This window comes from Proteiniclasticum ruminis DSM 24773, assembly GCF_000701905.1.
Classification (GTDB): domain Bacteria; phylum Bacillota; class Clostridia; order Clostridiales; family Clostridiaceae; genus Proteiniclasticum; species Proteiniclasticum ruminis.
In genome coordinates this window covers 38,137-50,704 of record NZ_JNKC01000012.1, presented here as the reverse complement: position 1 = coordinate 50,704, position 12,568 = coordinate 38,137, and the positions used below count along the sequence as shown (strand labels likewise).

Annotated in this window: 12 protein-coding genes; 4 read left to right on the top strand and 8 right to left on the bottom strand. The window is 43.8% G+C overall.

The window, feature by feature from the left end:
• Positions 1–41: 41 nt before the first annotated feature.
• The 3 genes from T487_RS0112280 to T487_RS0112270 form a co-directional block, all read right to left on the bottom strand.
• The gene (locus T487_RS0112280) at positions 42–1,172 is read right to left on the bottom strand and encodes a 2-methylaconitate cis-trans isomerase PrpF family protein (RefSeq protein WP_031577432.1); all 1,131 of its coding nucleotides are present in this window, start codon (positions 1,170–1,172) and stop codon (positions 42–44) included.
• Complete coding sequence (locus T487_RS0112275; RefSeq protein ID WP_031577430.1) at positions 1,169–2,350, bottom strand: isocitrate/isopropylmalate family dehydrogenase; 1,182 nt, start codon at positions 2,348–2,350, stop codon at positions 1,169–1,171. Before T487_RS0112275 ends, T487_RS0112280 begins: the two co-directional genes overlap by 4 nt.
• Positions 2,351–2,481: 131 nt before the next feature.
• Complete coding sequence (locus T487_RS0112270) at positions 2,482–3,396, bottom strand: LysR family transcriptional regulator (protein ID WP_031577429.1); 915 nt, start codon at positions 3,394–3,396, stop codon at positions 2,482–2,484.
• A gap of 172 nt (positions 3,397–3,568) precedes the next feature.
• Here T487_RS0112270 and T487_RS0112265 point away from each other — a divergent pair, with 172 nt between their 5' ends.
• Positions 3,569–5,521: an aconitate hydratase gene (locus tag T487_RS0112265; protein WP_031577428.1), complete on the top strand. Its 1,953-nt coding sequence runs from the start codon at positions 3,569–3,571 to the stop codon at positions 5,519–5,521.
• A complete protein-coding gene (locus tag T487_RS0112260) occupies positions 5,518–7,788 on the top strand; it encodes a hydratase (protein WP_031577427.1) in 2,271 nt (756 codons plus the stop codon). The genes T487_RS0112265 and T487_RS0112260 overlap by 4 nt, the downstream gene beginning before the upstream one ends.
• A gap of 82 nt (positions 7,789–7,870) precedes the next feature.
• On the opposite strand, the gene T487_RS0112255 is transcribed toward T487_RS0112260, so the two are convergent.
• On the bottom strand, positions 7,871–8,500 hold the full coding sequence (locus tag T487_RS0112255; protein ID WP_031577426.1) for a dUTP diphosphatase: 630 nt from the start codon (positions 8,498–8,500) through the stop codon (positions 7,871–7,873).
• Positions 8,501–8,621: 121 nt separating this feature from the next.
• Between T487_RS0112255 and T487_RS0112250 the strand changes: the two genes are divergently transcribed.
• Both T487_RS0112250 and T487_RS0112245 read left to right on the top strand, forming a co-directional pair.
• Positions 8,622–9,101 carry a hypothetical protein gene (locus tag T487_RS0112250; protein ID WP_051651707.1) on the top strand — a complete coding sequence of 160 codons (480 nt, stop codon included), beginning with the start codon at positions 8,622–8,624 and terminating at the stop codon, positions 9,099–9,101.
• Entirely contained in the window at positions 9,091–10,083 is a 993-nt protein-coding gene (locus tag T487_RS0112245) for a Gfo/Idh/MocA family protein (RefSeq protein ID WP_031577424.1), read from the top strand. The genes T487_RS0112250 and T487_RS0112245 overlap by 11 nt, the downstream gene beginning before the upstream one ends.
• Before the next feature lie 189 nt (positions 10,084–10,272).
• On the opposite strand, the gene T487_RS0112240 is transcribed toward T487_RS0112245, so the two are convergent.
• From T487_RS0112240 to wrbA, 4 genes are all read right to left on the bottom strand, one after another.
• Entirely contained in the window at positions 10,273–10,695 is a 423-nt protein-coding gene (locus T487_RS0112240; RefSeq protein ID WP_031577423.1) for a hypothetical protein, read from the bottom strand.
• A gap of 23 nt (positions 10,696–10,718) precedes the next feature.
• The gene (locus T487_RS0112235) at positions 10,719–11,192 is read right to left on the bottom strand and encodes a glutathione peroxidase (RefSeq protein WP_031577422.1); all 474 of its coding nucleotides are present in this window, start codon (positions 11,190–11,192) and stop codon (positions 10,719–10,721) included.
• A 130-nt stretch (positions 11,193–11,322) separates the two neighbouring features.
• Positions 11,323–11,796: a glutathione peroxidase gene (locus T487_RS0112230; RefSeq protein WP_031577421.1), complete on the bottom strand. Its 474-nt coding sequence runs from the start codon at positions 11,794–11,796 to the stop codon at positions 11,323–11,325.
• A 141-nt stretch (positions 11,797–11,937) separates the two neighbouring features.
• Positions 11,938–12,543, bottom strand: a complete 606-nt coding sequence (gene wrbA / locus T487_RS0112225; protein WP_031577420.1) for an NAD(P)H:quinone oxidoreductase type IV — start codon at positions 12,541–12,543, stop codon at positions 11,938–11,940.
• Positions 12,544–12,568 lie beyond the last annotated feature (25 nt).

Below are 12,568 nucleotides of genomic sequence, written 5' to 3'. Positions count from 1 at the left end.
AAAGAGCACCGTATACAGAACGGTGCTCTTTCGTGTTTTCTCTATTCCTTAATGTAGACCGTGCCATCCATGATGCGGCGAGCTGTTCTGAGAATTGCTACTCCCGTTACATGAATATCATCACCGTTTTCCGATATATGCGGTTCTGCTGTCATGATCCCGCTGGGATGACCTATACGGACTTCTTTCTCCTTACTGATCCCTAATTCTTTTGAAAGAAGGGTGTTTTTTAGTTTCAGTAAAACGGAAATAGAGCTTGCACTTGTGAGCGGACATGCTTTGTGGCACTTGAACACACTGATAATTCGAACAAGAATGTCCATGTCCTGTTCTTGTATACTTTTTCCGGATAAGTCGATGAATGTTGCTGGCTTTGAAAAAAATCCAACCTTTGGTACAGCGGGAGAGTTGGTTTTTGCGTCCTCCAGGTCTTTGGCGAAGCCCATCTTCACGGCTGCAGTACCACGGATCATTTCCAGCAGAGCCATGGCTTCCTGATTGCTGTTCACTTCCTCTGGACTTTCAGTGCCTGTAAATCCCACATCCTCAGCTCGAACCATAACCATGGGATTGGACACATCACATAAGCTTACTTCCAGGACTTTTCCCTGGCCAAGATCAAAGAGATCTGTTGTATTTCCAGTAGGCAGAAGAACTCCAGTTTTCGCGCCGGCAGGATCCAGGAAGTTCACCATGAGTTTTGAACAGGTGCCGTCTACGCCGGCGATGGTGGCATCGCCGTCATTGACAAACTGTCCGTTTTTCACTGGCACACTGATTTCAATGACTTTATTGGTATTCAGATTCAGCATCTTCACATAGGTCACCGGATCGGTTGTTTTTACAAGACCTTCTTCGATGGCAAATGGAGCTACTGCAGCCGTCATATTCCCGCAGTTGGACTTGAAATCCACCTGCTCTTTTCCAACGATGACCTGACCCACCAGATACTCCACATCAATATCCGGGTTCTCGCTTTTTGAGACAATGACAATTTTATTGTTGCTTGAGACGGTACCACCTAATCCATCAATCTGTTTTGGATCAGGATTTCCCATGCATTGAAGAAAAATCTTGTCCCACTGGGAGCGATCTTCAGGAAGGTCTTCTTTCTTAAACATCAATCCTTTGCTTGTACCGCCTCTCATATAGACAGAAGGGAATTTTCTCATTTCTCAGCACCTTCCTTAAGATTCTTCATTGTTTCCAGGAGATACGTTGTGAACTCCTCTGCTGTGGCACCATCCTTGTCTGTAGTAATCACCACGTTACGTTCTTTTAGGGTACATATGTCAAAGGCTTCGTCAAGAAGAAGCTTTTTTTCTTTGAAACCGATGTGGGCGACGAGCATCCCTGCAGCACGAATGACGCTAGATGGATCCGCATACTGCCCTCGGTGATTGTTTATAAGAAAAGGTGCAGTTCCATGGATGGCTTCAAATAAAGCATACCGGTCACCAAGATTAGAACTGGATGCAGTACCCAGCCCACCCTGGTGCTCAGCAGCCACATCTGTAACGATATCGCCATAAAGGTTTGGCAGGATAAAGATTTCGCAACCTTTGGTGAACTCAGGGTCCATCATTTTTGCAGACATGGCATCCACCAGTCTTTCCTGGATGTCAATATCCGGATACTCTTTTCCCACTTCCCGGATGCCTTCAATGAAGCTTCCGTCTGTGAGTTTTACAATATTTGCTTTTGTAATGATGGTGATATTTTTCTTTCCGTTTTTTCTGGCAAATTCAAATGCTGCTCTGGCAATTCTCTGCACACCTGGTTTGGTGGCTATCTTGAAGTCGATGGCCAGATCTTCGTTCACCCGGATGCCTTTATTGCCCCAGATGTATTCCCCCTCAATATTTTCACGGAAAAATGTCCAGTCAATGCCTTTTTCCGGAATCTTTATGGGTCTGACAGCAGCATAGAGTTCTAGCCCTCTGCGCAGCAGGCTGTTTGGACTCACGAGATTTGGCCAAGGATCAGATGTTCTTGGCGTAACCATGGGTCCTTTCAGAAGAACATGACATCTTTTCACCTCTTCCATCACATCATCCGGAAGACTTTGCATCAGTGCAGCACGGCGTTCAATGGTCATGCCTTCAATGAGTTTAATTTCGATTTTTCCCGCATGGATCTCGTTCTCCAAGAGAAATTCGAGTACTCTCAAGGCTTCTTTTGTGATAATCGGTCCGATGCCATCTCCGGGTAGGATTCCGATTCTGATGGTATCCAGTTTTGTGAAGTCGATGTGTTCTTCCGTGGTCTTCATGCGCTCAATTCTTGCGAGCTCTTCGGTAATGAGCTTTTCAAACTGTTCTTTTGCTGAGTCAAGGGCTTCTCTGTTCATGACAATCCTCCTGAATAAATCTTAATCGTAGCAGCACTTCGTAACTTTGTCATAGTTTTATCATAGAGGATAGTTTTTTTTATGTACAATACTTATCTGTACATGTAAGGCATAAGCATTAGGTTATGACATTAGGAATCTTTTTGCAAATCCGTGTATACTTTAGAGGCAATGGAGAAGAAATCCTTCTCCACCTGACCAATATACTGTTCTTTTCGAAACACAGCCATAACATCCCATGTGACAGGATTTCCTGTGAGCTCTAAGATATCAACGGGGTCTTCCAGTTTTACCAGTTTGGTGGTCATTTCAGGAATAATTGCGATACCGAATCCCTTGGAAGCCATACGGTAGGTCATACTGCTGCTGGTTAGGGTTGTGATTCTTTCCGGTTTCATTTTCAGTGTTCTGAAGAGAAGATCCGTTGCCTTTCTTGATACATGATCACTTTTCAACAGAAGAAAATGCTCATCTTTTAATTTTTTCAAATCAACCTGATGGGGGCTTAAAAAAGCATCTTCAGGTAGCACTCCTTTTTTAGCCACAAGAAGCAGTCTTTCCTCATGGATTTTATAGGTTTCAAATTGAGGTTCTTTTAGAAAAAATGGAAGAATCATGAAATCAATTCTGCCTTTTTCCAGAAGCTCCTTCAAATTGTCCCCATGATCCGTTGTAATCTCCACCTCTATCCTGGGGTACTTCTGTTTAAACACTGGCAGGATCAGTGGCAGCATGAAGGCGGCTCGGTCCTTCGGCATACCGAGATGAAGTCTTCCCTGAAGATTGCCACCGATATCCCGGAGCTTTTTCAAGAGATCACTGTGAATTTCCAATATGATACGGGCACTTTTCACATATTCTTCGCCGGCATATGTCAATGACAGTGGGGTGGTGGTGCGGTCAAAGAGAAGAACACCCAGTTCCTCCTCCGTTTTCTGAATGTAATGACTCATAGCAGGCTGTGAAACATAAAGACTTTGAGCAGCCTTTGTGATACTTCGTTCTTCCGCCACAGCAAGTACGTATTGGAGCTGTCTAAAATCCATAGGAGAACTCCTTTCATCTTTTGTTTAACCATAACGATTATTTGGAATATAATCAAGTCCTCATATACTTTCGCTTATGATAACCATAATAAACAATGCATTTTACAGCACTAGAATCAACAGGTATGATAAATCTATAACAAAAAGAAGGTTGGAAGGAGAAATGTCAACCATGGCAAAGAACATAACGAGGAAAATCATAGAGGCCCATTTGTCTGAGCTTCACTCTCCTAAAGCAGGAGATGAAATCTACCTGAAAATGGATCAAACACTCACCCATGATATTACAGCGGTAATGGGGTATTTGGCTTTTGAAGCTCTGGAACTGCCAAGAGTTCGGACAGAGAAATCTGTGAGTTATCTGGATCATAATCTGCTATATGTGGATAATAAAACGCCTGATGATCATATCTACCTTCAGTCCATTGCCAAGAAGTTCGGACTGTATCTCTCAAGACCGGGAAATGGAATCTGCCACTCCCTTCATTATGCCAGATTTGGCATCCCGGGTAAGACAATACTGGGGACAGACAGTCATACAACCACTGCCGGTGCCATCGGGATGCTGGGCATTGGGGGAGGTGGTATGGATGCAGCCACAGCCATGGCTGGTGTACCACTCAGGCTACGGATGCCTATGGTTGTGAATGTTCATCTCACAGGAAAACTACCTGCCGGTTCAGCAGCAAAAGACATTATTCTTGAGATGCTGAGAAGGTATAGCGTAAAAGGTGGTCTTGGGAGAGTGTATGAGTTTACAGGACCGGGCGTAGAGACGCTGGAAATACCAGAGAGAGCTACCATCACCAATATGTGTGCAGAGCTTGGGGCTACATCCGGCATATTCCCTGCGGATGAAGTGACTAGAGAATTCTTTCAAGCGCAGAATAGAGAAAAGGAGTTTGTGTCAGTTAAGGCGGATGAAGGTGCAGAGTATGACGAGAAAGTCGAAATTGACCTGACTCTTTTGGAACCATTGGTTGCGTTGCCTCACCAGCCAGATCTTGTTGTGAAAGTAAAGGATGTGGAGAGAAAACCCGTTCAGCAGGTTTATATTGGAAGCTGTACCAATGCATCCTATGCTGATATCAAAAAAGCTGCACTCGTATTAAAAGGTAAGAAAGTCCATGAAGATGTAAGTCTCACCATTTCTGTAAGCACCCGGCAGAACTTCAAACTTCTTCTACAAGAAGGAATCATAAGTGATTTGGTGGATGCTGGAGCGAGAATCACTGAAATCGCCTGCGGAGCCTGTTGTGGAATAGGACAAGCGCCCTCCACAGGGGGAATCTCAGTGAGGACAAGCAACCGTAATTTTAGGGGGAGAGGTGGCACCGCGGATGCATATCTTTACCTCGTAAGTCCGGAAGTTGCTGCAGCCACAGCAGTTACAGAATATATCACTTCGCCGGATGAAGTGATGGAGAATGTGGAACTTTTAAGCAAGGTGAGGGAACCTAGGGTGTATCCTGTGGATGACTCTATGTTCATCACACCTCTCATGGATACCAGTGATATTTCTATAGTCCGTGGACCCAATATCAAGCCCTTGCCAATCAACACACCTCCGGGAAGCTTTTTGAAAGCCCAGGTCAGTCTGAAGGCAGGTGACAATATTTCTACAGATGATATCACGCCGGCAAGTGCGGAGCTCAGTTCCATGAGAAGCAACATTCCACTGATTGCAGAGTATGCCTATTCTAGATATGACAAAGATTTTGTGAAGCGCGCAAAAGAGATGGGAACATCAATCATTGTCGGGGGAGAGAATTACGGGCAAGGATCCAGTAGAGAACATGCGGCGATTACCCCAATGTATCTGGGTGTGAAAATTGTGCTGGCAAAATCCATTGCTAGAATCCATAAAAACAATCTCATCAATCATGGTGTGATTCCCATGTTTTTTAAGAATCCTGCGGATTATGAAAAAATCAGTGTAGGTGATGAGATAGAGATTAGTGGTTTTGCTGAAGCCATTCCTCAAAGAGAAGTACACCTTCTCAATAAAACCAATGGACAGATCATTTCAGGTATTCTGGATATTTCAGATGATGAAGTGGAGATTTTATTGTCGGGCGGTCAGCTTTCACACTTAAAGAAGAGTCTGGAGGAGAGAGATAAATGATACAGCTTAGTGAAAATGGAGTCTATCTCCTCAACAATAGGGAAATCGTAAATGAAGAGGAAGCTGGGAGGCTCGGACTATCGGAAACCAAGGAGACGGGTAGAAGAGGGACCATGACCTATGGAATCATCAAAGCCCATAATACCGTGGAGAATATGGAAAATCTGAAACTGAAGTTTGACTCCATGACGAGCCACGACATCACCTATGTGGGGATTATCCAAACTGCAAGAGCATCCGGGATGAAAGAGTTTCCGATGCCATATGTCCTTACAAACTGTCATAACAGTCTTTGTGCTGTCGGTGGAACCATCAATGAGGATGACCATATGTTTGCACTTTCTGCAGCTAAAAAATATGGAGGCATTTATGTGCCGACCAATATGGCTGTGATCCACTCTTATAATCGGGAAATGATGGCAGGGTGCGGAAAGATGATTCTGGGAAGCGACTCTCATACAAGATATGGGGCATTAGGCACCTTGGCGGTAGGTGAAGGCGGTGGAGAACTTGCGAAGCAGCTTGTGGGTAGAACATATGATATCCGATATCCTGAAGTGATTCTCGTATATCTGAAAGGTAAGCCTGGTTATGGGGTAGGACCACAGGATGTGGCACTCTCAATCATTGGAAAAGTATTTAAAAACGGTTATGTGAAAAATAAAGTCATGGAGTTTGTGGGACCAGGTGTGGATCATCTACCCGTAGAGTACCGCAATAGCATAGATGTCATGACAACGGAGACGACCTGCTGGTCTTCCATCTGGACGACAGATACTAAGACCAGGGATTATCTGGCCATCCATGGAAGACTTCATGATTATAAACAGATGAAACCAGATGCGGTTGCCTATTATGATGGCTGCATCACCGTGGATCTTTCTTTAATTGAGTGTTCGATTGCGCTGCCCATGCATCCAAGCAATGTCTTCACGATCCGTTCGCTGAAGGAAAATCCGCAGGAAATTCTTGCCCTGGCGGAAATGGAAGCAAATAAGTCTTTTGAGGGGCAAGGAGTAAAGCTGGATCTCATGAGTAAAATCCATAAGGACGGAGAAATCTATGTGGACCAGGGAATCGTTGCAGGCTGCTCAGGTGGAACATTTGATAACCTGATGGCTGTAGCAGACATTGTGAGAGGTCAGAGTACGGGGAACGGGGCCTTTAGCCTGAGTATTTACCCTGGAAGCATGCCAACTTATGTGGAGCTGGCAAAAAATGGAGCACTTGTAGACATGGCTTCAGCCGGAGCAATCATCAGAGAGAGCTTTTGTGGACCTTGTTTTGGTGCAGGGGATACCCCAGCGCACGGGGAACTGTCTATACGGCATACAACTCGTAATTTCCCTAACCGTGAAGGCAGTAAACCTGGAGAAGGTCAGATGGCTGGAGTAGCACTTATGGACGCAAGATCCATTGCTGCCACTGCAGTGAACGGTGGAAAACTGACAGCTGCCTCTGAAATCTCAACTGACTATCATACACCTGTTTATTACTTCAATAAAGGCGTATATGAGCATCGTGTTCTGGATGCATCAGGGAAAGGGGACTCCAGAGAGATTCTGCAGTTTGGGCCGAACATCAAAGACTGGCCAGAGTTTCCAGAGCTTTCAAAGGATCTTCTGCTCAAAGTTGTATCCTTCATTGAGGATGATGTAACGACAACGGATGAACTGATTCCTTCTGGAGAAACCTCGTCCTACCGGTCCAATCCGATTCGGCTGGCAGAGTTCACTTTATCCCGGAAGGACCCGGGTTATGTTCATAGGGCCAAAGAAATCAGTGCAATAGAACAGAAACGTAAAAAAGAATCCGTTCTTTCAGATGAAGTGACGGTAGTGTATCAGTCTTTTGCTGAAGTAACTGAGGTATCCCCTGAAGATACTGTTGTTGGATCTACAATATTTGCTGTGAAGCCAGGCGATGGATCTGCCCGAGAGCAAGCAGCAAGCTGCCAGAGAGTGCTGGGTGCTTCAGCGAATATTGCGTGTGAGTACGCCACAAAAAGATACCGCTCCAACTGCATCAACTGGGGGATGGTTCCTTTTGAAATTGGGAACTACAGCGATATATCGCTTGGTGCATGGATACTGGTAAAGGATATTCGAGAAGCATTGGAATCAGATGGATCGGAAGTTACAGCCTATGTTCTGAAAGAGGGACAGGTGAAGCCAACGACTCTTAGTTTTGGGTACCTCACCAGAGACGAACGTTCGATACTACTCGATGGCTCTCTGATTAACTACTATAAGAATTCTAATAAGTAATTATATAAGTAAGAGAAGTCGTGCCTATCAATGAGGATAGGTACGACTTCTCAATTTTTTCTGTTGAATATAGCAGTAGGTATTACTTCAATCCTGTGCTTCCATAACCGCCACCCCGGTTTGTTCCTTTGGTGGTCACATCCTCGATTTCTTCAAACTCCCCTTTAATGACCTCATTGAAGACCACTTGGGCGATTTTCATCCCTTTCTCGATATAGATGGTGCCATAGGGATGATGATTCTGATCTAAAATGAGGAATGGAGACAAGTTCAGGAGTTGTGGCGTTTCATAATGCTCTCCTTTGTAGACTGTGAAAACTGCTTCTTTATCCACGGGGAACAGGATCTCATAGTCTTTCTTTATGGTATCCAAAAGGTTCGGATTTGAGAGCATTTCATAAGGAAGCAGAGAAAGATGATAAGAGTTCTCCAGTATGATACCTACTTCATCCCGGTAGCCTGCATCCACAGTGCCCGGGCTGTTAGGAATCCTTAGAGAAGTTTTCAGGGATAGACCGCTTCTGGGGCGAACTTGCATTTCTAAGTGGTCTGGCAGAGCCACTTTGATTTTAAGAGGCAGCACTTTTGTTTCACCTGGACAAAGCACGAAATCCTCCGAAGCAAAGACATCGGCTCCAGCATCATTATGATTGGCATAAACAGGTACTTTTCCGTGATTCATCAGTTCTAGAAAGATTGTTTCTTTTTTCATTGGAGTCTCCTTTTCTTGTGCGTTTCCATCCGACCTGTCGTATACTGTTAGTAGAGGAAAAGCAGAACTATCTTTCTATATTATAAGGTAGTTTCGTGATTTATTGAAGTGAGGTGCCAGTATGGATATAGAAGAACTTCTGAAATTGCCGGAGTTTGAACGGGCTTTGATTTTGGCTTCGTTCTATCACAGCGGTGTACTGGATAAAGGTGGAGAACCCTATATTCTTCATGTGCTTCGGGTGATGCTCCCTATGGAAACGAAGGAGGAGAAGATCATCGCGCTTCTCCATGATCTTCTGGAGGATACGGCACTGACCGCAGAGGATCTTCTGGAGAGGGGATTCTCCTCTTCTATTGTGGACAGTGTTCTTCTTCTCACAAGGAATGAAGAAGAAGGGTATGAAGAATATATCAGAAGACTGGCAGAAGATCCCCTTTCCCGGAGGGTCAAACTCTCTGATCTGAAGGACAATCAAAAGAAGGAGAGACTTCCGAATCCCTTGAGAGAGGAAGACCGGAGAAGACTTGAAAAGTACCGGGCGGCAGAAGCATACCTCAAAGCCTATGAGAAAGAAAAGGAGACGAAAAATGAAAGATAAGATTGTATTTGGCATGATTGGATGTGGAGATGTAACTGAAAGAAAAAGTGGGCCAGCATTCAGAAAACTGCCACAGACGGAGATGAAGTGGGTCATGAGACGAGATGAGAAAAAATTGGAAGACTATGCCCTAAGACATGGAATACCGTATTATTCTACAGAGGTCCTCGACATGCTGCGTGATCCAGAAGTGGATGCGGTTTATATTGCAACCCCACCTCATATGCATAAGCATTATACAGTACTTGCAGCGGAGCACAAAAAAGATGTCTATGTGGAAAAGCCTATGGCGCTGACCAGTGATGAATGCAAAGAGATGAGAAAAGTGTGTGAAGAGCATGGTGTGAAGCTTTATGTAGCGTACTATAGAAGAGCCCAGAAGAAGTTTCTTAAGATTAAAAACTTGATGGAGGAAGGAGCCATCGGAGAAGTCCGTTCCTTCACGTATCAATACCTTCGTCCAGTGCCTCAATATGATCCAAAGAGACCATGGCTGTTCCAGGAGGATACTTCAGGTGGCGGGATCCTTTATGATGTGGGTTCTCATATGATAGATCTTTTTCTGTTTCTTTTTGGTGAACCGTCCATGGTCTCGGGGAAATCTGGAAATCTATCTCAGGAACTGTCTGTAGAGGATGTGACCACGGGTTTCTTCCTTTTTGAGAATGGCATACAAGGAACTTTAAACATCACTGCAAGCTGCGGGATACGAGAAGATCTCTTAACCATCGCTGGAAGTAAAGGAGCTTTAAGGTTTTCCATCATGGATCAGGAACCTGTAACGCTCATGACAGAGCAGGGCTCTGAAATTTTTGAGTTTCAGGAGCCGGAACATTCCCAGATGGAGATGATTTCTATGATTTCTGATGCTATGCTTGGAAAAACAAGTGTTGAGGCCAGTGGAAAAAACGGTCTGGAAACCCAGGAGATTCTGGAAGCATTGAAGTTAGGAAAAGAAGTGTATTTCAGAAATAAGGAATAATAGGGCAAAAATAAAGACTTCTGCAATGAAATTGCAGAAGTCATGTCCATTCTTTAAAGCAATTTGAGGTTACCCTCGGGATTCCTTTTGTCCGTGTATTGGTTATCAAAAAGCTCAGTGAGAATCATACTGAACTTCCTATGAATAGTATAACAAAGATTTTTATACTAGAACAGTAGGCTTTAAAAATTATTTTCCCTGATAAATCCACAGATCACTGTGGATTTTATTTTCGTTTGTAAGAAAATAATTCTTTGAGGAAGTATAGCTTAAGTGAGTAAATAGAAGTTTGTCGATGGTCTGGGATTTTTTATGGTTCTGATCCATAAAGTAGCGGCTCGCGTAATAGTTCTCACCATCATAGTCTATGGTGAGAACATACTGGTTCCGAACAAGATCATAGATCACAATGGTAATCTGATCTTCCCGTTTGGAGTCCACGTTCTTCAGGAACATGTCAAAACGCTCATGATTATGACTATTGGTGCCTTCCAGGACAATATAGCCTCTTTTCAGCGCATCTTCCCGATGAATATACCCTTCTTTATGTCCGCAGGCAGTCATGAAATTGAGAAAGAACAGTAAGCATACGAGCAAATACGGTCTTTTCATGGGAGTCTCCTAATCCTTATTCTTTATAACAGTTCCTCAATATCCTTTTCAATGGCCAGAGGACTGGTGGTAGGTGGGTATCTTCTGAGGACCTTTCCGTTTCTGTCCACCAGAAATTTAGTGAAGTTCCATTTGACAGAGTCGCCCAAAAGTCCTTTGGTTTCCTTCCGCAAATGGACGAATAGCGGATGAGCGGATTTTCCATTCACATCAATTTTTGAAAACATGGGGAAAGTGACCCCATAATTCAGCTCACAAAAATTCTTGATGCCCTCTTCAGTTCCAGGGTCCTGCTGATTGAACTGATTGCAGGGAAAGCCTAGGACAGAGAACTTCTGGTCTTTGTGTTTTTCATAGATGGTTTCCAGATCCTTGAACTGCGGCGTGAATCCACATTTGCTGGCTGTGTTGACAATAAGAAGGACTTCTCCCTCAAAATTTTTCAGTGGCGTCTCCACGCCGTCAATATCTTTTGCTGTAAAGTTATAAATACTCATAATACACCTCATACTGTGTTATTCATTATCCTTAGAATAAGGCAAATATTAAGCATTGTCAAATATTATTGCATACAAGATAATAAAAAAGAGCCTATAGTGAGGCTCTTTTAAAAGGGGACTCTATATATTACAGCAACGAGCGGATGTCCTTTTCAATATCCAGGGGATCTACCTGAGGGGCATACCTTTTCAGGACGTTTCCGTTTCTGTCTATCAGGAATTTAGTGAAGTTCCACTTCACAGCATCACCCAGGAGACCTTTGGTCTCTTTTCTCAGATATTTGAATAATGGATGTGCGGCATCTCCGTTCACATCGATTTTATCAAACATGGGGAAAGAAACCCCGTAGTTCAGTTCACAGAAGTTCTTGATGCCTTCTGCATTTTCCAGTTCCTGATCGTTGAACTGTCCGCATGGAAACCCAAGGACCTCAAATCCTTCACCATTCATCCTTTCATAAAGGGTCTCAAGACCCTGAAATTGAGGAGTAAACCCACATTTACTGGCGGTGTTGACAACGAGAAGCACTTTACCTTCAAACTCTTTCAGTTCTCTTTCTTGTCCATCGATATCCGTTGCTTTAAAATCATAAATGCTCATTTTTTACACTCCTTGGTTATTAATTTCACTGATTATATCGTAAGGGTAAAATTAAATTTTGTCAAATCAATTAGATGAAAACATAAAAGAACTTCTAAAAAAAGAGAACCCCGAAGGATTCTCCTGTGATCTTTTATGGGGCTATTTTCCGAGGAACTGTCTCGTTACATCCACAAGTCTCTTCGCCTGATGTCTGACAGCACCTTCCACATCATTTTTGATTTCCCCATCAATGATGGAAGCTGATGCGCCATAAGGATTTCCACCTGCTGCATAAATGCTTGGATCCGTGTAACCAGGGGCTACAATGATCGCACCAAAATGCATCGCTGAGGTATAGATGGAGCGGATGGTTTCTTCAACTCCGCCGTTGGCGTTCATGGCTGAAGACATGGCAGTGATGGTCTTGTTTACGAGAAGACCCTGGGACCATACGCCTCCTAGGGTATCCAAATACTGCTTGAATTGTGAAGCAACATTTCCATACCTTGTTGGTGTGGAGAAGATGATGGCATCTGCATCCACCATATCCTGTGGTGTTACTACAGGAATGATATCCTTGGTTTCATCATAGTGCTTTTTCCAAAGTGGGTTCGATGCGATGGCGGATTCTGGAGCCAGCTCCTGAACTCTCAGCACCTTTACTTCGGCACCTGCTTTTTCAGCTGCATCCTTTGCCCACTGAACCATCTGATAGTTTCCTCCTGTTGCACTGTAATAGATAATGGCTACTTTAACTTTACTCATGTTTCAAACTCCCTTTCTTATAACC